Raw genomic sequence first — 23,202 nt, forward strand, 5'->3', positions numbered from 1 at the left:
CTAACCGGCTTATTTCAGACCGTCGAGTGCCTGATTCAACGCCAGCACATTGATAACCGGCTCACCCATGAATCCAAGCTCGCGCGCCTGTATGTTCTGATCCACCAGCTGGCGAATGCGTGCCTCATCGACACCTCTTGCCTTCGCCACGCGCGGTATCTGGAAATAGGCGGCGGCCGGAGAAAGATGCGGGTCCAGGCCGCTGCCCGACGCCGTAACCAGATCAATGGGGACCGGAGCAGCGCTATTCGTTTCCTTCAGTGCCGCTGCATCTGTCTTGATGCGGTCGATCAGTTTCGGATTAGTCGGTCCGAGATTGGAGCCACCGGAAGAACTCGCATTGTATCCATCACCGGCGACCGAAGGCCTGCCGTGAAAGTACTTGTCGGCTGCAAACGCCTGGCCGATCAGTTCGGACCCGATGACAGTGCCGTTCTTCTCGATCAGACTGCCATTGGCCTGGTGCGGGAACAGCAGTTGCGAGAGCCCAGTCATCCCCAGGGGATAGATGAGACCCGTGATCACCGTAAGGGCGATAACCATGACAATCGCGGGTTTGAGTTGTTTTAACATTGGAATGATCCTTTATGCGAGTCCAAGGCTGGTGATGACCATGTCGATCGCTTTGATGCCGATGAATGGCACGATGACACCGCCCAGGCCGTAAATCAGAAGGTTGCGGCTCAAGAGAGCCCCTGCACCGACTGCCCGGTACTTGACGCCTCTAAGCGACAGCGGAATGAGCGCAACGATGATCAGGGCATTGAAGATGATTGCCGACAGAATGGCGCTTTGCGGCGTCTGCAAGCCCATGATGTTGAGCGCGGCGAGCTGCGGATAGAACGCCAGAAACATTGCAGGAATAATGGCGAAGTATTTGGCGATATCGTTGGCGATCGAGAACGTCGTCAGCGCACCGCGCGTCATCAGCAGCTGCTTGCCGATGCCGACGATTTCAATGAGCTTGGTCGGATCACTGTCGAGATCGACCATGTTGCCCGCTTCACGCGCGGCCACCGTGCCGGTGTTCATGGCAACACCGACGTCGGCCTGCGCAAGCGCCGGCGCGTCGTTGGTCCCGTCGCCGCACATTGCCACGAGTTTCCCCTTGGCCTGTTCGTCGCGGATAAGCGAGAGCTTGTTCTCAGGTGTAGCCTGAGCGAGGAAATCGTCAACGCCGGCTTCCGCCGCAATTGCGGCTGCTGTCAGCGGGTTATCACCCGTGATCATCACGGTCTTGATGCCCATGCGGCGCAGTTCAGAGAAGCGTTCACGAATCCCGCCCTTGACGATGTCCTTCAGGTGAATGACGCCGAGCAGCTTGCCATCGCGTACCACCGCAAGCGGCGTCCCGCCTGCCTTGGCTATCTGATCGGCGATGGACTGCAGCTCACGCACCAGCTCGGCGCTTGCCCGGACGGCGCCCGTCGCAACGGTTGTGGAATTGACATAGGCAAGAACCGCATCGACAGCTCCCTTGCGGATGGACGAGCCATCGATATCCACGCCGCTCATGCGGCTTTGTGCGGTGAACGGCACGAACGTGGCATGCAATGTCGCCATGTCACGCGCACGAATGCCATATTTTTCCTTTGCCAATACGACGATCGAGCGGCCTTCCGGCGTTTCATCGGCCAGGGAGGCAAGCTGCGCCGCATCGGCCAGTTCCTGCTCGGTCACGCCGGTCACGGGACTGAATTCCGTAGCCTGGCGATTGCCGAATGTGATCGTCCCAGTCTTGTCGAGAAGCAGCGTGTCGACATCACCGGCGGCCTCGACGGCGCGTCCGGACATGGCAAGAACATTGAACTGGATCAACCGGTCCATGCCCGCAATGCCGATTGCCGACAGAAGCGCGCCGATCGTGGTCGGGATAAGCGTGACAAACAGAGCGACCAGGACAACCACGGGAATGGCGCCGCCTGCATAGGTTGCAAAGCTTGGGATCGTTGCCGTTGCCAGCACGAAGATCAGGGTCATGCCGGCAAGAAGAATGTTGAGCGCAATTTCGTTTGGCGTCTTCTGCCGTTCCGCGCCTTCGACAAGCGCAATCATCCGGTCGATGAATGTGGAGCCGGCAGCGGCAGTAATACGCACGCGCAGCCAGTCCGACAGGACCTGGGTCCCGCCGGTGACAGCCGAGCGGTCACCGCCGGACTCGCGGATGACCGGAGCGGATTCGCCGGTGATAGCAGATTCATTGACCGAGGCGATGCCTTCGATGACTTCACCGTCCGAGGGGATGATATCACCTGCCTCGACCAGCACGATATCGCCAACTTTCAGCTTGGTGCCGGGCACCAGTTTGAAGCTGGTGCGGTCGTCGCCGGTAAGAAGCTTGGCCTGCGTTTCCGTGCGCGCCTTACGCAGTGAATCCGCCTGTGCCTTGCCGCGGCCTTCGGCGACGGCTTCGGCAAAATTGGCGAAAAGCACGGTGAACCAGAGCCAGATGATGATCTGGAATGAAAATCCGAGATCGCGGCCGCCGGTCGCCAGGTCCTTGAGGAACAGCACCGTCGTCAGGAACGAGACCACAGCAACCACGAACATGACGGGGTTTTTGATGAGGCTGCGCGGATCAAGCTTTTTGAAAGCTCCACCGATGGCCGGTATGAGTATGCGAGAGTCCATGAGGCTCGCGGATTTGGACTGGCTCATTTGAGACTCCAGTTTTGAAATTCTTGTAACGGCACAGCGGCGATCATGACGCTGTGACTGTGTGAAGACAGGCGTATGCCGCAAGCCAGACGATCAGCATCACCAGGGTCATGCCAAGGATGATGTCGGAGGCGCGCACGCGCTTGGCTGCTCCTCGCGCCAGCTTGCCGGCGCGAGGATGGACGTTGAATTGCAGGTAACCGTGACGCATGACAGGCTCCATCAGAAGGTCTGGCCGAGACCGATGGCGAGGTGCTCGACAATCGGTCCGACAGCCAGGGCCGGGAAGAATGTGAGACCGCCGACGATCAGGATGACGCCAATGAGAAGTCCGACAAACAAACCGCCATGGGTTGGGAAGGTGCCTGCGGATTCCGGAACGGTCTTCTTGACGACCAGCGACCCGGCAATTGCCATGACCGGAATGATCACGAAGAAGCGGCCCATGAGCATGCCGATGGCGAGCGTCAGGTTATACCAGGTGGTGTTCCCGCTGAGACCGCCGAATGCCGAGCCGTTGTTGGCGGCAGCTGACGTATAGGCATACAGGATTTCGGAGAAGCCGTGCGGGCCGGAATTGCCGGTCGCGGCGACAGCCGATGGCAGCACGCATGCAATCGCCGTGAACCCAAGCATGGCAAGCGGCAAGCAAAGCACGCCGAGCATGGCCATCTTCACTTCCTTGGCTTCGATCTTCTTGCCGAGATATTCCGGCGTGCGGCCGACCATCAGTCCGGCAACGAAAACCGCGATCACCACATAGAGCAGAATGCCATAGAGACCGGCACCAACACCGCCGATGATGACCTCACCCAGCATCATGTTGATCATGGGCAGCATGCCGCCAATGGCCATGAAACTGTCATGCATGGCATTGACCGCGCCGCAGGATGCGGCCGTTGTGATCACGGCGAAGAGCGCCGACAAAGCGATGCCGAAGCGGGTCTCCTTGCCTTCAATATTGCCGCCATCAATCCCAAGCGCATGCACCAGCGGATTGCCGGCGGCTTCCGACCAGTAGCAGGCGATAACGCCGGCCAGGAAAAGAACACCCATGGCGGCAAAGAGAGCCCAGCCTTGACGTTGGTTTCCAACCATCCGGCCGAAAACATTGGTCAGCGCGGCACCGATCGCAAAGATCGAGACCATCTGGATGAAGTTCGAGATGGCGTCCGGGTTTTCAAAGGGATGGGCCGAGTTGGCATTGAAGAAACCGCCGCCATTCGTGCCGAGCATCTTGATCGCCAGCTGGGATGCGACGGGGCCGACGGCAATGGTCTGCTTTGCGCCTTCGAGCGTTGTGGCATCCACATAGGTCCCGAGTGTCTGTGGAACACCGAGATACACATAGACGAGCGTCAGAACGATGCAGATGGGGAGCAGTATGTAGAGCGTGCTTCGCGTCAGATCGACCCAGAAATTGCCGACGGACTTGCCTGACGTGCGGGCAAACCCGCGAATGAGGGCGATGGCAATCGCAATGCCTGTGGCTGCCGATACGAAGTTCTGAACCGTGAAACCGGCCATTTGAACAAGATAGGACATGGAGCTTTCGCCGCCATAGTTCTGCCAGTTGGTGTTGGTGACAAAGCTGACAGCGCTGTTGAAGGCAAGACCGGGTTCCGTTGCCGTCATGCCGGCGGGATTATAGGGAAGGATTCCCTGGAACCTCTGCAAGACATAAAGCACAATGAGGCCGCCCAAGCTGAAGAGCAGCAATGCAGCCGTATAGGTGGTCCAGTGTTGTTCGTCGCGCTCGCTTGTTCCGGCAACACGATAAAGGCCACGCTCCACCGGAACGAGGACAGGCGAAAGGAATGTGCGCTCGCCGTTAAAAACACGCGTCATGTAACCGCCAAGCGGTTTCACAAGTAAGATGATGATCCCGCAGTAAACGAGAATCTGTATCCAGCCGTTGAGAGTCATAGGTGTAGCTTTCCAAGCCTGGTGTCAGAGGCGATCAGAAGCGCTCTGGGCGAACCAGCGCGTAAGTGAGATAGGCAAGAAGGAACAAGGTCACTCCACCTCCGAGAATGTAATCGATGGTCATTATCTGATCCTTCCGATCACAAATTTTCGCAGGCTTTTGTATAAGCCAGAGAAATGAGAAAGAAAAAAACACCTATTCCAAGAACAATAAAGTCCATCTGGAGAACTCCTTATATAGACAGCATCGATGTTGCCGATCATTACTCAAAAGTATTTTCAGACAAATTGCTGAGCAAAGGAGTTATGCCGCCTCGGACATAAGAATTCGAGACGGGACACAGAGAGGAGGTATAAGGAAACTATAAGGATTTGCGGGGGAATTGGCTGAATCCCGAGCAACAACAGAACGCACGCCAAGCCGATGGAATAATTTCATAAAGAGCCATAAGCGCCCCAAGACGGAGGCATCTCGGTCAGGAAATCATTTCAATCCCAGAACTGCTCACCGGCCAACTACTCAGCAACATGACGGCGATACCAGCGAGAATGACAAGCCATTACCGCAGGAAAATGCCCAGTTCCTCACGATAGTCAGCAAGCGCAGATTTTGGACCAATCACCATCACCGCCTTCGGCGGTAATTCAGCACGCATACCATCATGTATGTGCAGGGCTTGACGACAGATTCTGGAACGTGTGAATGTTCCACGTGTCCTTTTCAACGATGCGGCCCGTTCGGGAGAACCAGACTGTTGTTAAGACTTTGATCCGCGCCTAAAGGACGCGGATATTTTTCAATTGGATGCGCAGGACAAAGAAATAAACAGCCCATAAGCCATGAAGAGAGCAGCCCAAACAGTCATTGCTGTGATTTGTATTACCCCAAATATCTCTGATATATTTTCAGACGACGAATACTGAATGGTCTAAAGCTGTCCTCAATCAAGGCTCAGACGGCTTTCAAAATCGCGATGAATTCATTACGAGGAAACGGCGTTTCAAAAACTGTCTCAAGTTGCAATTTTATCATGTCCAATTGGGCTAAAGTGTTGACAATCGATTTGAAGCTTAAAGGCGTAAATTGCCAAGCGTGCACGTCAACATACGAACCATTGCTTGAACGCCACTCGACAATCGACGACCGGATTCTTTCGATGTAAGCACTATCCAAGCCAGCATCATCATTGTCATTCTGCCAATGCCTCAAAGGATCGTTGTGCGTCGTCAAAGCCCGATGTTCAATAACACTTTGAGGTGAATGAACTTTTCGTTTCTCAAGATGCGCAGATATGATTTGAGCAATGCTAGATTCTGGTATCTTGTTATCGAAACAATATCTCTTGTCTGGAATAATCGCGTAGTATCTGCCGCCCGGATTAAGCAAGCTTCCCACCTTGTTCAGATGGTCAACAAAATCCGGCTGATGTTCAATGCAATGTGCGCTCAGAACAGCATCGAATTTCTCATCAACGACGGACAAATCGCCAATAGGGGATACATAGTCGACAGTTGGAATAGCTTCTGTAGAGTATCCCTCCAGTTCTGCTCGCTCCGTAAGTTCGGCGCTGGTTCGAACGTCAAAATAGGAAACATTGTTTCCGACCAAGACAGGTCGAAAATATGGGCCAATCTCCAGGACAAGGCCAACATTCAACACCACTTCTTTTAATGTTTCTCTGTAGGCCAACGTAGAATTAGCTACGCCCATGAGGTCCATTGGCTGAGGGCGAGAAATATCAGGGATTGGTTCGGGTTGAGTGATAGCTGTCGATGGATTCCAAATAACTCTTAACTGCCGCTTGATGCGACCGGGTATTCTTGCAGCCAGTGTTTTAATCATATGCCCCCCATTGCTCGCACGTACACGTATGTACACACTCCTGCAATATCAAATGAATGAACTATTCTCAAAATTGAAGAACGCATCACCTCAGGACGACCATCACGCGATAGGGTAAGACTTGCTCCAAATATCTCAAACGCTGTTACTTTGACATCACTGCCACTGCGGTAATCCTCAATAGAGATACGAGAGAACACTACCGCGAGGCGCAATCCCCCGATTTCAGGCATTCAAGGTGTCGGAGCAATACCACCACGTATTATAGGGCGTTCCTATCTTCTGCGACGTTCGCCTTGACCCTTGGCGGCCAGCCAAGAGAAAAATCTTCCCGCTCGACCGTCAGATTTGGACTGTATGCGGGATCTTCTTGAAGAACTTTACCCCAACGCTGCTGGATGAAATTCACTTCACTTGTGAATCGTAGCTGCTTTTCTGGTGTATCTTCTTCGCCACGTGATGCGGACTCATGATGATAAAGCTCTGCATAGGGCGTCCACACATTGCGATACCCTGCCTCGCGAACACGAATGCAAAAGTCAACATCGTTGAATGCCACCTTGAGATTCTCTTCATCCAAACCGCCGACTTCCTGGAAGATATCTTTTCTTATGATCAAACAGGCCGCCGTTACGGCACTTAGGGTTTGAATGAGCTGTGCACGTCCGAAGTATCCCGGCGCGCCACGTGACAAACCTTTGTGAGAATGGCCGGCGACTCCACCGATTCCCAATATGACCCCGCCATGCTGAAGTGTATCATCGGGATACCACAAGCGTGCACCAACAGCCCCCACCCCAGGCTGACTGGCTATGCTGATCATTTCACCAAGCCAATTAGCGGAGATGACTTCGATATCATTGTTGATCAGACCGACAAACTCTCCCTTTGCTTCCAGCACGGCGCCATTATTCAAAGCGGAATAATTGAATGGTCTCGTATCACGGATAACACGAATCCGATCCTTGTCAGAAACAGCATCAAGATACTTTAAAGTATCCTCATCATCCGAGTTGTTGTCGATGATGATTATCTCATAGTTAGGGTATTCTGTTTTTTCAACTATGCTATCTATACATTGTCGCAACAGTTTTAACCCATTGCGTGTTGGAATTATCAGGCTTACCAGAGGAAGTGGATCTGGCAATTTATAACGGGCGCGATACATGCCAAAATCAAGCAATTCCGCCGTGGCATCTATTCCCATCCGTTGGAAGTGCTCATTGAGAACCTGCTGGCCAACACGAAGTGCATATCCCTTGTTATCGCCCGATTGAGCGGTGCTGTCCGCATGGCTGCGCCAATGATAAAGAACACGCGGGACGTGAATGATTTGATCGGGCTTCAATAGTTCGATAAAGCGCAAGGCAAGATCATAATCTTGAGAGCCTTCTCTGCCTTCTCTGAATCCACCAAGCTGCTTAACCATATCCGCTCGATAAACCCCCAAATGACAAATCATATTGTGTGAGAGGAATAAGTCTGGATTCCAGTCGGACTTGAAATACGGACTAAAACGTTTTCCCACTTCATCAATTTTGTCTTCATCCGAGTAGATCAGTTTTGCAGTCGGGTTGCGCTCAAGTGCTTCAAAAATATGGTAAAGGGCCTCGGGCGCCAACACATCGTCTTGGTCCATTAACGCAATCCACTCGCCAGTCGCGAGTTCAAGTGCGCTATTGGAGGCTGCGGAGATGTGGCCATTGGCTTCACGAAAAGTGACCAGTATCCGCTTATCCAGCGCCGAATATTTGAGAAGTTCTTCGCGAACTTTTGGATTTGTAGACTTATCATCCGCGATGCAAAGTTGCCAATTTGGATAAACTTGGTCACGAACCGATTGAACAGCCTCCCGCAGCCATGTCAAGTTAGGATTATAGACCGGCATCACAACGGATATTTGAGGTAGTTGCTTCGGCCCTTTCAGAAGCGCGTTGACTTGCGCGGGTTCTAACTGATTAAGAGATCCGTAATTATGGAGCCATTCCGAATAATCATTTCCGAATAAAAGACCTCTGGAGCTTGCAATGGAAGCTTCCCTGGTTCTTCGTATCAAACCTGATATACCATCACGCCGAATTATTCTGATAGCGCGCTCTACCGCTGGTTTGAGACCACCGCTGCGACGTATCATTCTCGGAAAAGTACCAAAAATTCTTACAGTGCTACGGATCCGATTGCCAAAAAATCGATAAGGCGCGGTTAATCTCCAGCTCATTGAACGTTGGTACGCGAGCAGTTCATTAGCTTTCCGCGAGAGCTGATTTTCAAGCTCACTTCCAAGCTGGCTCGTTTCTGAGAACCTAGATTTTAGCTCAGAAATCTCCCTTCTAAGGGTATCAACGCGATGGTTCAGTTCATCGTTCTCTCGCGTCAGTCTGTCATTCAGACGATGCTTGTCTTCTATTTCAATTTCTAAACTCTGGATATGTCGAGAACACTCATCTAACTCCTTTACTTTTGCGCCCAGCGCATCTTGTTTGAGAAGAACAGTGGATTCCGCCTGAACCGCAGCACCAAGCCGTGCATAGACTTCTCTAACGGCGCTCGCTCCAGCTTCAGATTTTGTGAGATCAAACATCGCGCGTATGGCGGTTGGCAACTCCTTGCCAACGCCCAGAACGCCAAGCCCATGCCCGTGAAAAAATTCAAAAGATGGATAGGATGTGCACAACGTTTCCCATAATTTATAGACGCCAAAGCCCCGTTCCCTGACATTCGTATCGTGGAAAATCACGACTGCGCGATCTGAAAGCTTCGGCCTCCAAGTTTCGAAGTCGTGCTCCACATCCTCGAGAAAGTGGCGTCCGTCGATGTGAAGCAAATCTACCATCCCGTCTCTGAAATGCGTAGAGGCCTCATCAAATGTTGATCGTACAAGGTTGGAAAAGGCAGAATAATTTTTGTCGTTGTAGGTCCTTACCGATTCGAATACGGCTTCCGAGTATTGGCCGGAATGCTCGTCCCCTTTCCATGTGTCCACCGCGTAGCATCGCGTTTCAATTTCGAGCCTTTGCACCGCTTGGCAGAATGCGAAGTAAGAGAAGCCGCTATGAGTTCCGAGCTCGACAAAAGTTTGCGGTCTGAGCGCATCAATGAGCCAGAATGCAAAAGGGCCGTGCTCCAGCCAAGCAGAGTCTGTCAAGACATTGTTTATCGGCCAGAATGAAGCCCGGGAAAATGCCTTGTCCAAGCCTTGCAACGTACCTGCGATCAAGGCCTCAGCTTTTTGGTTAGAACCACGATTCATGAACCTTGTTTCCTTCTCAAGACGATCGTCCAGTGCCCATTATCTCAACCAATTTCGTTTGGCTGACTACTTTACCAGAGTCGAGTTCAACATATATGACTGCTAAGGTTGAAAAGCCGGAGTTGCCATGGCACACTACGCTCCCCATCCCCGTCCATTGTCTTCCAGCGTTGTATTCAGGTTCAATTTTTCGCCTTCGTTGCACGTGTCAAATGCATTTATCTGCAAATATTGCCATAAATGGGGTGGGCGCGAATCCAACTGCTTTGTATCGGCAAAAACCGGCCTGCCGTTGGATTTTACAACAAGACTTAATCCCTCGGCTGAAGGCCGGTGCAAGATTGGTACAATAAGGTTATGGCACACCGCATCGAGAACATTGTACATCACACCCACTAATGTTCTCATCGGAAGAAACCCCAAGTACCACTAATCTCAGCTCCCTTGTAACGTGTGCTGATTAAAAGCGTTGGCGGCATTCCCGGACTGGCTGCAGCCCCCGAATGTATGACCTCTGTTCGAAGCGGTGCGAACTCACCCGGTTGGATCAGAAAAGGCTCCTTGGGTAAGGGCGGTAAATTCAAGCGGCAGGGCGATTCGTCTTCACCAAAAATAGCCAATAGAGATATGGGAAAAGCCGCGTCGGCAGAAGCCATGTTTATGGGCACGGCAAAACCGCGATAGCTGCCGCTTAGACCAACAGCTTTGGCAATATCGGAATAAGGTTGAAGTGGGACCGTGTATCCCAGAACATTTTGACTTGAGTCGATGGCAACTATCCAACTTGGAGTTTGCCGTGCAGCGTTTGTCACCCAGCCAACGGCCTGCCACGCCGAAGCAGAAAGGCGTTGGACTTTTTCGACGGACCCAAGTTCACAAGCCTGGGCTGGTTTATCAGTCCACTGTTTCCAACTCGATCCCGATAGTCCAGGGTTATCAGCGAATAGATTGAGTTTGGCGTCTCGGAGAAAATCAATAGTCGGCCTTATGCGGTCTGGTAAGGGGTACAATTTCAGCAGTTGCTCATCAGGAAACAACCCCGAAGACAGAAAATATCCAGCCTGGTTGACTTCATTCGTGTGGCTGGCACCGGCAACATTACCCGGCCTCAAACTGGTCCATGCCGCAACACTTAAGGCAAGAAGAATCCATGATCCCGATCGTGCCTGACGAAGCGACGGTCGATAATCGGCTATCACTGTCACTCGAAACAGTATGGCGAAAAGTGTCATCCACAGAACAAGCATAGGCGTAGAGTAGCGCGACGCCAATGCTGCGCCTGGGCCCAGCGAAAACCGTCCCCACGCCGCACCAACGGCCGTTGCAAAAAGAAAACTCGCTAGCGCAAAGAGGCCCGCCAAAGCATCGTCAAGCCGACGCCCGCGCAGAAACGGTATTAGAACATAGGATAAAAACAAGATACAATAGGCTCCGAACAAGAGCAGACCAAATATTGCGGCAATAACCCCTTTGCTGGTGATCGGGCTTCCGAGCATACCGAAGAAGAAAGATATAAAATTGCCAAATGTCTTTAATGCCGGATCTCCAACGGCAGTCGCACCCTTTGTCAGGACGATAAAAGCACCAATGAACAATGCCGCGACGAATGCATAAAGCATCGTTTTAATCGGCCGGTAGCGCCGCAGAACAAGCAGGATGAGAATGGAAACAGGCAATGCGATGCCGTTGCCCATTGAAAACACGCCCAAACCCGTTGTGATGATCAATCCAGCAAACCACCAAGGGGATGTGACTTGCTCACGATCGCTGATTTTCAATCCGATGAGACAGCTTATCAGCGTGAAGATCAGCACGAGATAAAACTGAGGTTGGAAGCCCCACAGCAAGTTCTCCCATTGGGCCAGCGAAAATCCCGATGCAGAGAAAAGCAGAAAGAAGGGATAGAAATACTTGCTCTCTCTGTCATTGATGAACAACAACTTGGCCAAAAGCCACGCAATACAAAATGTTGCGATACCGATTGAAACGATCAGGGGGCCATTGGTTAAGCTGAAAAAATAATAATCGAGAAAGAAAATCAACTTTGTCGTCGCAATGACATGCTCGTTATGCGCAGCAAAAAGATACTGAAGCGAGAGTGTGTCTTGCTTTGATCTCGCAAGCTCAGTCGCAAATTCCCACTGATCCCAATAAAGGGGGACCATATAGTTCGCCCGCACGAATAAAATCGAGTAAACTATGAGAACCAAGGAGATCAAGCAGACCAGCGCCAGGAACATCGCGTTCCTTGTGACCATTCTAAGCATTGATTATTGTCTATCCTTACGGGCGAAAGTGAATGATTTATGCGCGAGGTAGCTGGTGATAACGGGGCTCAGGACGCCGATGATATGAGCTGTCGTGTCCGCGTTCCACGTGTAATTGATCAAGGGGAAAAACCAGCGGGCCAGACCGACGCTGACGAGCCAGACCTGCAGGAGCGACACCAGATTGACCAGGCCGAACCGAATGTATTCCTGGCGCACGGAACTGCCCGACTGATCGAAGACGAACAGCTTCATCAGGATATAGGCTGTTGTCATTCCAGCCAGGTAAGCCAGCACGATTGCCGCGCTGAACGGCATGATCTGCGACAGGGCAATGCGCGAGGCAATGTTCACCGCAGCTGCGATACCACCCGAAATGACAAAACGCAGAAATGGCGAGGCGACGATTGCAGTCGCTCGTTCACGCATCAGACGACCGCCTCGGCCATGGACCTGCCAAAGCGGATGCTCTCCGACACACCCCGGTCTTCGGGATAGTAAAAGCATGTGTCGGCAATCTGCAGGCCAGAGATCGGTGTCTGGACCGCTGGCAATTTCTCGTAAAAATTGGGCTCACAGACCGGCTGGGCATACCGAAGACGGCCCACCGTTGCGTCGATGAGATCGCTTCTGCTAATGGCCGGATTGATGCGCTGGATGTAGCCGAACGCCTCATCGACGAACTGCTGATCCGTCCACTGCCATTTCGGCTGGCTGGTCGGCATATAATAGGGCACGTAAACAATCGTATTGTCCACCGGACGCAGGTTGGAAAACTCGATGATACCGGGAATATCAATGTTTTCATCGACAATATTGAGCCAGAAATTCTTCGTGACCGACCGCTTGAGCTTGAACAGCAGGCAGACAACGCCGATATTGCGGATCGCGTCGTATCGATCCCGCCAGGACTGCGGAAGATCCGGAGCAAGTTTGGACACCAATGGCGTCGGCACCGTGGAAATCACCGCATCGCCGGAGAAAAACCTCCCGCCTGCCGTAACACCAATGACCTTTCCGTTCTCAGTTTCTATTTTTTCGGCCGGGGCTGCGAGATGTAGCCGCCCGCCTTTTGCTTCAAACGCAGATACCAGTGCCTTGACGAGGGTCTCGCTTCCTCCCTCGATATAGCCCAGTTCCTCCTGAAATATCGAACGGCGGGAATTGCCAATGCGCTTGATGCGCGTGGCGATCCAGGATGCGGAGATATCGTCCGACAGTTCGTAGAACTTGAGCTGCATCAGCCGGCGCCAAAGCGTCTCATAGACTTCCTTGCCGGACCCGCGCTCGATCCATTGTCTGGCAGTCAATTTTTCAATGCTGCTGAAGACCTTTGCCTTCGTCGTCAAAAACATCTGCACGCCAGTGCGCAACTTCGCAATGAAGCTCAGATGCGGGAACATCAGCAGTGAAATGGGGCTTCCCCAAGGATGGACCTTGTCTTTCATGTAATAGGCCATGGAGGTTGGCGTCCAGCGCATCTTGTCGCCGATACCGAGCTCGTCCATCAAGGCGAAGGTCGGCTTGTCGGTTTTGCAGACAAAGTGATAGTACCGCTCGATCGACAATCCACCGAAGTCAAAGTGGGCAGCCATGCCGCCCGGTTTGCTGTCTGCCTCGATCAAATCAACTTCATGACCAAGCGTTACGGCCCGGTGCGCTGCGGCAAGCCCCATCGGGCCAGCACCTATGACGATGATCCTGCTCATGTAAAATCCTCAGAAATCCAGAACGATGCCGGAATAGCGGGCATCAAGATATGTTTCTTCCAGCGCAGTGCGCAGCGGCGTTGCTTTGATGCCGAATATTTCCGGCCAATCGATCACCGGAAATGTTTCCGGTATGACCAGCGCTTCGAGCTGCCGGGTGGTGAACGGCGGATTGCTGTTGAACTTGCCGTACACGAACAACAGCGCCCAGAACAGGTGATAGGGCAAATGAACGATCCTGGCTTTCGGCTTAACCGTGTCATGTATCAGTTGGATGAGATCGCCATAATGAATCTGCTCCAGCCCCGATATGTCATAAGTTCCTGTTGCGCGGCTGGCCAAACCGGACGCGATGATCGCGGCGAAATCGCCGACATAAAGCGGTTGACGGATAAACTTGCCGTCACCGGGAATGGGAAAGATGGCGGTCCGGTCCATAAACCTGCGCAACCAGCCCAGATGTTTGCGATCGAACCAGCCAAACATCAGCGTCGGGCGCAATATCAGATGCGGAATGTCGCCGACGGTATCGATGAATTTCTCTTGGGCCGTCTTGGAGCGTGTGTAGAAATCATCGGCCTGCGAGTGCACGACCGAAGAAGAAATCTGCACGAAATAGGGTATGCTGTGCTTTCGCATAGCCGCGACAATGTTTTCAGTGGCCGTGACATTGTTGTCGGTGAACTCCTGTTCGTGGAGACCGCCAATCTGCGCTTGATTGAGCACCAGGGCATCGGCGCCGGCCAGGGCATCCATCCATGGGCCCGGCTTGGCGAGATCGGTTTCGATTGTCTCGATTTCCGGATGCATCCGCCGCAGCAAAGCGGTGTTTGTCGGGTGCTTATCGATCCCCACGATCTTGATATCCGGGTTCGTTTTCAGCCTGGCGATCAGGTTTTGACCAACAAGTCCTGCTGCGCCAGTTATGATAATCCGTCGTGTCATATGCTCATCCGATTGAAGATCACAGTCGGCAGATTGCGGATGATCAGCATGATCAAACGCCAGCGGCCGGGGGCGTAGAAAACTGGGCCGGTGCGATCCGCGGCGCGCCGTGCCACTCGCGCAATCTGTTCGGGCGTTGCCCACAAGGCGCCTTTGCGGTTCATACCCTCCGTCATGGGCGTGATGGTTGGCCCCGGTTTGACGATGGCAGCGCGCGGACCGTTGCTGGCAAAGCGATGGGAGATACCTTCAACGAGTGTGGCAAGCCCGGCCTTGGCCGCGCCATAGACATAATTGGCCCGTCGCCCCCGATCGCCAGCCACGGATCCCAGAACGACAAGCGAACCCCTCGCCTGCCCTTCAAATACATCGGCGACAGCGAGGCACCATGCGGCAACCGAGTTGAAATTGACCTGCAATATCTCCTCGGCAACGTCCGTGGACTGCTCCGCCTCATCCTGCTCGCCCAGCACGCCATAGGCGATAAGCACATGGTCCACGCCGCCGAGCGTTGCACAGAATTGCGCAAGCGCAGAGCGCACATCCTTTGGCACTGCCAGATCATAAACGGCAGTCTCGGCGCGGATGGCGCCCCTTACCTTCAAGTCAGCGGCGATCGCGTCGAGCTTGGCTTGTTGCCGCCCGACCAGCAACAGGTCGGCACCTTCGCTTGCGTAGAGGCGAGCCGTCGCTTCGGCAATCGCCGACGTTGCTCCCAATATGATGACACGCACGAAATTATTCCTCTTCTTTACTCGCTTATCCGGCGCCAAAAGGCGGACGAGAATGCTGGATCGACATGCTGTGCAAACGTTTCCCAAGCGGGATAACCAGCGCGAAACATTGCCGCGGAAATACGCCCGTCCTTCGCAGGGTATAGCCGTCCGCCAGCTTCGCGCACGATGTCATCGAGACGGCTCAATAAATCAAGGGTCAACTGGCCACGGTTGGGGAAATCAAGGGCAAGCGTTGTACCAGCCTGTGGAAAGGACAAAAGGCCGGGCGATACCTTCTCACCGAACGTCTTGAGCACCGCAAGGAACGAGCCTTCGCCAGCCCTTGAGATGGCCTTGAGCATTTCCGTGGTCGCATCCCTTGCCACAATGGGCGGCACAACCGACTGGTATTGGTACATTCCCCGGCGGCCGTATATCCGGTTCCAATGCCCGATGCTATCCAGCGGATAGAAATACGGTAGATAAGGGGTGGTAGCCTTGCCAGCCGCACGGCTGCCCTTGTAAAAGTATAGGCTGTTGAACAGCCCGATCGACAGATTGTTCAGGACAAACGACGGCATCGAGAAGGGCACCGTTAACTTCGGCTTTTCCACCCTTGCCATCTTTGTTCCTCTGGGTGCATGCCGTGCACGGGTGAACAAGCCTCTTCCGAGAGCGTTTCCCTTTGCCAGACAGTCCACCCACGCCACCGTGTAATCGGCACTGCCTTCGCTCTCAGCAGCCACGGCAAAGAATTCATCCACATTGGCAAAGGGAAGCGTCTCAACGTCCATGAGTGCGCTGGGAATGCGCATCAGCTCAATTTCAGCCCATGTGATCAGTCCCGTCAGCCCAAGCCCCCCGATCGTCGCAGCGAACAATCCGGTTTGATCATCGTCTCTCAGCTCGATCTCGGTACCATCCGACCGAAGCAGCCCGATGCGGCGCACCCATCTGCCGATCGTTCCGGCAAGATGGTGGTTCTTGCCATGAACATCATTTGCAATGGCCCCGCCCAGGGTTACAAAACGCGTTCCAGGCGTGACCGGCAAAAAAAATCCGCGACGAACGAACAGATCGAGTATATCGGCAAAGGAGATGCCGGCTTCCGCACGCAACAATCCTGTTGCCGGATCAAATGAAATAATCCGATCAAGCGCAGTCATGTCGACAAGCGCCCCGCCGGGATTCAGTCCGCTGTCACCGTAAGAGCGGCCAAGGCCCATGGCGAGAAGACTGTGATCGGCATCACGTGCCTCTGCAATACTGCGAGGCAACTGATCCCGCCAATTCGGCCGGCTGACAAAATGCTGCCCCTGCAGGATTCCACCCCACGAGCGGATATCGTCTGTCGAGACAAATGATCTCATAGAGCAGCCACGAAGAGCATCGCGACCAAAAGACCGAGCACGACACTGGGCTTGTCACGCAAAGCAAAACTGACGGGATCGTCATTCATGCGCCCCCGATGCGCCAGCAGCCAAATCCGACCGACCCAGATCGCAAGAAAAACGGGAATTCCACCGAGCAGATTCGGATGGGAATAGACCGACCCCGGAAGCATCTCCTCAACGATGAACAGGACCATGACCAGCAGGGACGCCACGGCGGACGCTATGCCAAACGCGAGGGTTAGTGGTGCATCCTCGAGCATATAGCCCCGGCTGGCGAGGCTGTGAGACCCTGTGGAGGTGGCACGAATAATTTCCGTATGACGCTTGGCGACCGCCAGAGAGAAGAAGAAGAACACTGAAAAGGTCAAAAGCCAGGCAGATGCAGGCAGCCGAAGCAGCGTGATCCCCATGATGAGACGCGTTGTAAACAAAATGCCGATGACCAGCGTATCAAGAATAGGCACGCGCTTGAGGCCAAAGGAGTACGCAAGCGTCAGCACGAGATAGCTTGCCAATGCGAGGGAAAAATAAGGCGTTAGCAGGAGAGAACCGACAAACGCCACGACGAGACCGATGCAGGCCATCGCCAGGCCCGTGGCGATCGGAAGCCGTCCGCTGGCCAGCGCGCGATTGCGCTTCGACCAATGCTGCCGATCAGCACTGAGATCGGCCAAATCATTCAGAAGATAGGTCGAGGATGTGACAATCAAGAGACAGAAAAGACCCAGAACCGTATCGCGAATAACGGTGAAATCGCCCCAGGCATGCGCCAGAATAAGCGGAACGAAAATTAGAGCGTTCTTCGACCAGTGATGCACCCGCAAGGCTTTGAGACTATCCTTCAAAGTCAGAGGATGATTGCTGAATTCTGCTTCAATCGGCTTGCCCAGATCACGCGCTGCCTTTGCGACGCCGGTGGAAACGCCTGCTAGGACTATTCCCGCGGCCAATTTCCACACCGGCAAGTCTGCCCTGCTGTCGCCGACATAGACAAAGCCATCAGGAAAAGTACGCGCTAGATGTTCTGCCTTCACACGTCCCTTCAGATTTGCGGTATCGGAGCCGATGGCGCTCGCAAAAATGCCGATACGCCGCGAAATATTGTCAACCACTGCCTGATTTGCTGCAGAACAGAGATGAATCTCCCGGCCGGCAGCAGCTTGCTCACGCAACCACTTCACAAGGTCCTCGCGAAGCGGCAGGACCGTTGATGCCAGGTCAACCTTTGACGCCAAAGCGGCCTTCAAGGCAGCGCGGCCCCGCAGCATGCTGGGAGCAGCGCGAATAAGCGTCGCGGGTTGGGTGAAAAGAGCTGCAACCACTTGTTCGTGCAGCGTGTCAGTCAGGATAAGTGTCTTATCCAGATCAACGACGATGGGGTACCGCGTCAACTGGACACCGGCGTTCTCTGGAGTGACCTCTCCATTCAATTCGCGATATGCCAATTCCATAACGGGCTATAACTTTCCAAGGTGACGCTGAACTCATAGCCTTCTGGCACAAATGGCTTATCGCCACAAGTCCAGCTTCCTCATGCAGTCTGCATCAGGCCAAGCCGATATTGGGCAAACCATTGCCTCCATCAGACACGGGCAGCAGGTGCCTTCTGCGTTATTCTTATCATGATGCAAGGCCGGCCGCGGCTCCGTTGCGCGCCCTGAAGCCGCCTGATCAATCAAACCGTTTGTGCCGGCCTTTCGGTCAAATTCCGGAATCGAAAATCAAAATCACGCGCGATATCGGAAAGCTTCACCTCGGCAAAACGCGACAGGAGCATTTGTTCCGCCGCGTCGAAAGCGTCAGTCAAGGCTGCATTGACCGATTGCTCCACGAGACAATCCGGGTGGTCGATGGCTATACCGATCGCAAACATTTCCGGTCGCCCCAATGCCTGGTGCACGTCAAGCAGCGATATTTCCTCAAGCGGACGCGCCAGTATCCAGCCCCCGCCATGCCCCTTATCGGAACGGACATAACCGGTATTTCTCAAGCCCGCCATGGTTCGCCGCACCACCACCGGATTGGTGTTCAGCATCTTCGCAATATTGTCGGACGTGATCGAACCGTCGTGCCGATCCATATGGATCAGGACATGGAGCATTCTCGACAGTCGGCTGTCATGTCTCATACTGGTTATTCTCCTTCTGCATGCATAGCACACGCGAACGATACGTAATAGAATAAGTTACATGACTATTGACGGAAATTTTCATGTAACTTATGTTGTTATATAATTCAAACTCCGATGCGATCCGGCATTGGAAATATCTTGCCTCCCGCAATGAAGGAGCTTCCATGACCTATGATGCCATTGTTATCGGCGGCAGTTTTGCCGGTCTTTCCGCCGCCATTCAGATTGCCCGTGCTCGCCGGCGCGTGCTCCTGATTGACGCTGGGCTGCCCCGCAACCGCTTCGTCGAAGCGTCCCACGGCTTTCTGGGTCAGGACGGCAGGCGGCCCCGCGATATCATTGGCGATGCGCGGCGGCAGCTTTCCATCTACCCGACAGTGGAGTTTATCGATAGCGTGGCTGTATCGGCCGGCAAAGCCGACGACCATTTTGCCGTTGCGTTGGCCGACGGCACCGAAAAACGGGCCATGCGTCTCATTCTGGCAACCGGCGTGAAAGATGATCTGCCGGTAATCCCTGGCCTACCGGAGCGATGGGGCGTGTCGGTTCTTCACTGCCCATATTGCCACGGCTATGAAGTTGGCGGCCAAGCACTGGGCGTTTTGGCCAATACACCCCTGTCGGCACATCAGGCACTGCTGATATCGGATTGGGGACCGGCCACATACTTCACTCAAAATACGTTTGAGCCGGATGCGGAGCACCTATCCGATCTGGCGGCGAGGAATGTACCGATCGAACGGACACCGGTTGTCGAGCTACTGGGCAATGCACCCCGGCTTGAAGCGGTCAGACTCAGTGATGGCAGGGTTGTACCTGTCGATGCTATTTTCACCGCGCCGAAAACCAACATGGCCAGCCCGCTGGCGGAACAGCTTGGCTGTGCTTTCGACGATGGTCCGCTTGGGGCATTCATTCGTGTGGACGACTGGATGCAGACAACGGTCAAGGGCGTTTATGCGGCCGGCGATGCAGCCAGTCCCATGGCCAATGCAACAATGGCCGCAGCGGCTGGTGTCAAAGCCGGGGTTGGCGCGCATCAATCGCTCGTCTTCGCAAGATAGACCATGCGCCCCTACTGCACGTTACCATGGCGACGGTTTCCGCTTGACTCAGCTGCGTGCGAAGACTCAACTAAGACAAGGAAACCGCTAAGATGGAGCGACGATCATGGATGCCGATGAAGCCATTGCACTGATCTCCGCGTCTGGCATCGAACTCACCGACCGCCGCCGAAATGCCAGCAATGACGGCTGGTCTTTGAGCTTTGCCAACGGGTCCGTTGTCGATGTGAAGGACAGCGGTGCGCTGTCTGCATCCGGCAACGGAGTTGCAGAGGTGGCAAGGCTGCTTGACCTGCCCGGACAATCCTAGAGCTTTGCTGTTTGAACAAAGAAGTCTCTGACGGCTCGGCAGCGCTATTGTTCGGGCGGAGTGTAACCATCGGTCAGCGTATTGAGAAAACTGATGACGTCCTGGATCTCGTCCGGTGTGAGAGCCGGCGCTTCCCCGGCCTGCCGGTCGAAGGGCGGATCCATGTTCACATTGGCTTTGGCGTCCACTGGCAGATCGTCATATTTGTCAACGCTGCCATCAGACTTGCGTGGATACCAACGCTCTGGCCTGGTTTCGCGCTCGACATAGAACTCCACGGCTTGCTGCAAGGAGTGAAAGACGCCGTTGTGAAAGAATGTCTTGCGAAGCGCCACATTGCGCAGTGTGGGCGTGCGGAAAAGACCGCAATAGTCCATGCGGTTCAAGAAATCCGTCCGGAGCGGACCACAAAGGCCCAGATCAAAATAATGAAGGTCCCTGTTTGCGGGAATCTCGGGATTGCGCGGCGCACCCAAAGCAATCAAACCGTAATCGGTAAATTGCGGCGGCGTCCCGTCATTGCCGCGCTGACTCACATGGCATGACGCGCAATTGCCTTTCGCGGGCGCATTGAACAGATCCAAGCCTCGGGCTTCCTGCGGGTTCAGCACGGCTTTTCCGGCGAGCACCGCATCGTACTTGCTCGTGTAAGGGTAAAAGGTACGGTAGTCCTGTTCGAACACCTCCAGTGCCTTGAGGGCGGTATTGACCAGAACAGATGTGTCCGGCGTGCTTGGCAGACCGGTGACTGCTGCAATCCTGGCGCCGTAATCTGCCGCGATCAGCCGCCGGGCAATGTCCTCATCGCTTTTGTTGCCCATTTCGAAATCGGAAAGCAGCGGGATCCTCGCTTGTTGCTGGCCGCGGTCAATCCGGCCATCCCAAGTCAGCCCGCCCGTCGGGCCATTGTCGATGCTTTCGTCCGCATCATCTTCCGATTCAAAAAAATGTTCGGTGAACGGCGGGACAGCTTGCAAATATTTGAGCGATGGCACCGCCCTCACCCCAGGCTGCCGCAGATCGCCGCCGCCCAGCTGAACCGCAAGGCCATTGGCGGCGGCAAAGCCGTGGGCCGGATCATGGCAGGACGCACAGGAGAGCTTGCCGGAGCCTGACAAGGCAGGATCGAAAAACAAGGCCTGACCGAGCGCGCCAAGTGCTTTCACCTGCTCGCGCACCTGCGCGCGCGATGGTTCCGGCGCGGCTTTGCCTGAACTTTCCGTGACCGCACTGTGCGCTGCCACCGCAGCGCTGATCGTCGCGACGATGCAAAGGATCACCGCCCGGTGCTTTGTGCTTGTGTATCCAAGAGGCTTTATGATTAGCTTCCTCCGTCAGATCCCCGGGCACGTTTGGACGGCTTGTGGGTATGGTGGAGTAAACTTGAAAAGTTATCAACATATAGCCGACAAGGAGACTGCCAGCATGCGGATAAATATGATTGCGACCGCTTCGGTGATCAGTGCCGCCATGGGTGGGCTCTCTTCCGCATCGGCGGCCGGATACAATGACGGTCATTCCAACACTCTGAACCTGATCGACACCGTGGTGGTGATCTACGCAGAAAACCGCAGTTTTGATAATCTTTATGGCAGTTTCCCCGGAGCAGACGGCCTGCAGGGGGGTTCGGACGCAGCGCTCACCCAGCTTGACCGCGACAACACTCCGCTACGCGAATTACCGCCTGTTTGGGGCGGATTGACCGCAAAGGGCGTTACCCCACCGGTCACGCAGGCGGAGACCGAGCACCTTGCCAATCACCCCTATCGGGTCGACGATCCTCAGGGGTTCAATCTCCCCCTCGGCACAATCACCCACGATTTGTGGCACCGGTTCTATCAAAACCAGATGCAGATCAATGGCGGCAAGAACGATAAGTTCGTCGCCTATGCCGATTCCGGCGCAATGGTCATGGGGCTTTGGGACGGCTCGAAGACGGCGATGTGGAAGGTCGCGCAAAAATACACCCTTGCCGATGAATTTTTCATGGGCGGCTTTGGCGGCTCGTTCTTCAATCACCAATGGCTGATATGCGCGTGCGCGCCCCAATACGCCCATGCCGACACCAGCCCGGCCAAGCCTTCTGTCGCCGTGGTGGAACCGGATGGCGTCTCGTTGACGCTCGCTGCCAATTCACCCAAATCGGCAATCGATGGCATCCCAAAATTTGCCGGCGATGGCAATCTCACCCCGGACTTTTACGCCGTCAACACCATGCAGCCACCCTATCAGCCGAGCGGCAACACGCCCGCAAAGAACGCCGACGCGGCGACCGCGGACCCTGCAAACCCGACAACCCTCCCGCCGCAGACCGAACCGACGATCGGCGATATGCTCAGCCTGAAGCATATCAGCTGGGCCTGGTATGGCGGTGCGTGGCAGGATGTGCTGGACCACGGCAACAAAACGCCGGTTCCCAATTTTCAGTACCATCATCAGCCGTTCAACTATTATGCGAATTTTGCGCCGGGAACAGCGGCACGCACCGAGCATCTGCTCGATGGCGGCTTGGCTGGATCGCAATTCATCAAGGCAATCGACACTGGCACACTGCCGCAAGTTGCCTTCTACAAACCGCAGGGTGATCTGAACGAGCATTCCGGCTATGCGGATATCGAGGCGGGCGATGCGCATATTGCCGACCTTATCGGGCATCTGGAAAAAAGCCCGCAATGGCCGCATATGCTGGTCATCGTCACTTATGATGAAAATGGCGGTATATGGGACCACGCCGCACCGCCGAAAGGCGACCGTTGGGGACCTGGCAGCCGTATCCCAGCCATCATTGTCTCGCCGTTCGCCCGCCGCGGTTTCGTTGATCACACGCCGATGGACACAACCTCGATTCTACGCTTCCTGACCAGGCGTTTCGAATTGCCGACATTGCATGGGATCACGGTCCGTGATGATGCGGTGGCCTCCCACAATCAGCCGCCATTGGGCGACCTGACCAGTGCTCTCGACATGACAAACAGCCAGTAAGCGCCTG

General features: G+C 54.4%; 19 protein-coding genes. 3 read left to right on the forward strand and 16 right to left on the reverse strand.

Annotated features, from left to right (window positions below; translation table 11 throughout):
* Positions 1-9 precede the first annotated feature (9 nt).
* From kdpC to AC1Q5O_RS22205, 15 genes are all read right to left on the reverse strand, one after another.
* Positions 10-573, reverse strand: a complete 564-nt coding sequence (kdpC, locus tag AC1Q5O_RS22135) for a potassium-transporting ATPase subunit KdpC (RefSeq protein ID WP_492565964.1) — start codon at positions 571-573, stop codon at positions 10-12.
* Positions 574-585: 12 nt separating this feature from the next.
* Positions 586-2,658 carry a potassium-transporting ATPase subunit KdpB gene (gene kdpB / locus AC1Q5O_RS22140; protein WP_492565966.1) on the reverse strand — a complete coding sequence of 691 codons (2,073 nt, stop codon included), beginning with the start codon at positions 2,656-2,658 and terminating at the stop codon, positions 586-588.
* A gap of 43 nt (positions 2,659-2,701) precedes the next feature.
* Positions 2,702-2,869, reverse strand: coding sequence for a hypothetical protein (locus AC1Q5O_RS22145; protein ID WP_223614240.1), 168 nt, complete (start codon positions 2,867-2,869; stop codon positions 2,702-2,704).
* Positions 2,870-2,880: 11 nt separating this feature from the next.
* The gene (gene kdpA / locus AC1Q5O_RS22150) at positions 2,881-4,584 is read right to left on the reverse strand and encodes a potassium-transporting ATPase subunit KdpA (protein ID WP_492565968.1); all 1,704 of its coding nucleotides are present in this window, start codon (positions 4,582-4,584) and stop codon (positions 2,881-2,883) included.
* A gap of 34 nt (positions 4,585-4,618) precedes the next feature.
* Complete coding sequence (locus AC1Q5O_RS22155; RefSeq protein WP_163593559.1) at positions 4,619-4,708, reverse strand: K(+)-transporting ATPase subunit F; 90 nt, start codon at positions 4,706-4,708, stop codon at positions 4,619-4,621.
* A gap of 828 nt (positions 4,709-5,536) precedes the next feature.
* Entirely contained in the window at positions 5,537-6,427 is an 891-nt protein-coding gene (locus tag AC1Q5O_RS22160; RefSeq protein ID WP_492565970.1) for a class I SAM-dependent methyltransferase, read from the reverse strand.
* Positions 6,428-6,689: 262 nt separating this feature from the next.
* Positions 6,690-9,677, reverse strand: a complete 2,988-nt coding sequence (locus AC1Q5O_RS22165; protein WP_492565972.1) for a glycosyltransferase — start codon at positions 9,675-9,677, stop codon at positions 6,690-6,692.
* A 404-nt stretch (positions 9,678-10,081) separates the two neighbouring features.
* Positions 10,082-11,917 carry a hypothetical protein gene (locus AC1Q5O_RS22170; RefSeq protein ID WP_492565974.1) on the reverse strand — a complete coding sequence of 612 codons (1,836 nt, stop codon included), beginning with the start codon at positions 11,915-11,917 and terminating at the stop codon, positions 10,082-10,084.
* A gap of 30 nt (positions 11,918-11,947) precedes the next feature.
* A complete protein-coding gene (locus tag AC1Q5O_RS22175; RefSeq protein WP_492565976.1) occupies positions 11,948-12,373 on the reverse strand; it encodes a GtrA family protein in 426 nt (141 codons plus the stop codon).
* Complete coding sequence (locus tag AC1Q5O_RS22180) at positions 12,373-13,653, reverse strand: NAD(P)/FAD-dependent oxidoreductase (protein ID WP_492565978.1); 1,281 nt, start codon at positions 13,651-13,653, stop codon at positions 12,373-12,375. Before AC1Q5O_RS22180 ends, AC1Q5O_RS22175 begins: the two co-directional genes overlap by 1 nt.
* A 9-nt stretch (positions 13,654-13,662) precedes the next feature.
* Positions 13,663-14,598: an NAD-dependent epimerase/dehydratase family protein gene (locus AC1Q5O_RS22185; RefSeq protein ID WP_492565980.1), complete on the reverse strand. Its 936-nt coding sequence runs from the start codon at positions 14,596-14,598 to the stop codon at positions 13,663-13,665.
* Positions 14,595-15,332, reverse strand: coding sequence for an SDR family NAD(P)-dependent oxidoreductase (locus AC1Q5O_RS22190; RefSeq protein ID WP_472460253.1), 738 nt, complete (start codon positions 15,330-15,332; stop codon positions 14,595-14,597). Before AC1Q5O_RS22190 ends, AC1Q5O_RS22185 begins: the two co-directional genes overlap by 4 nt.
* 17 nt (positions 15,333-15,349) lie before the next feature.
* Entirely contained in the window at positions 15,350-16,684 is a 1,335-nt protein-coding gene (locus AC1Q5O_RS22195) for an FAD-binding protein (protein ID WP_492565983.1), read from the reverse strand.
* Entirely contained in the window at positions 16,681-18,159 is a 1,479-nt protein-coding gene (locus AC1Q5O_RS22200; protein WP_492565985.1) for a UbiA family prenyltransferase, read from the reverse strand. Before AC1Q5O_RS22200 ends, AC1Q5O_RS22195 begins: the two co-directional genes overlap by 4 nt.
* A 224-nt stretch (positions 18,160-18,383) precedes the next feature.
* The gene (locus AC1Q5O_RS22205) at positions 18,384-18,836 is read right to left on the reverse strand and encodes an Rrf2 family transcriptional regulator (RefSeq protein WP_492565987.1); all 453 of its coding nucleotides are present in this window, start codon (positions 18,834-18,836) and stop codon (positions 18,384-18,386) included.
* A 167-nt stretch (positions 18,837-19,003) separates the two neighbouring features.
* Here AC1Q5O_RS22205 and AC1Q5O_RS22210 point away from each other — a divergent pair, with 167 nt between their 5' ends.
* Positions 19,004-19,903, forward strand: a complete 900-nt coding sequence (locus AC1Q5O_RS22210) for an NAD(P)/FAD-dependent oxidoreductase (RefSeq protein ID WP_492565989.1) — start codon at positions 19,004-19,006, stop codon at positions 19,901-19,903.
* Between the two features lie 106 nt (positions 19,904-20,009).
* On the forward strand, positions 20,010-20,213 hold the full coding sequence (locus AC1Q5O_RS22215) for a hypothetical protein (protein WP_492565991.1): 204 nt from the start codon (positions 20,010-20,012) through the stop codon (positions 20,211-20,213).
* A 44-nt stretch (positions 20,214-20,257) separates the two neighbouring features.
* Here AC1Q5O_RS22215 and AC1Q5O_RS22220 read toward each other — a convergent pair whose 3' ends face one another.
* Positions 20,258-21,457: a cytochrome-c peroxidase gene (locus tag AC1Q5O_RS22220; protein ID WP_492565993.1), complete on the reverse strand. Its 1,200-nt coding sequence runs from the start codon at positions 21,455-21,457 to the stop codon at positions 20,258-20,260.
* Positions 21,458-21,638: 181 nt separating this feature from the next.
* On the opposite strand from AC1Q5O_RS22220, the gene AC1Q5O_RS22225 reads away from it, so the two are divergent.
* Positions 21,639-23,195 (forward strand): acid phosphatase, encoded by a 1,557-nt coding sequence (locus AC1Q5O_RS22225; protein ID WP_492566329.1) that lies wholly within the window; start codon positions 21,639-21,641, stop codon positions 23,193-23,195.
* Positions 23,196-23,202: the final 7 nt, after the last annotated feature.

The sequence above is a fragment of the Phyllobacterium sp. MT110 genome (genome assembly GCF_058792715.1).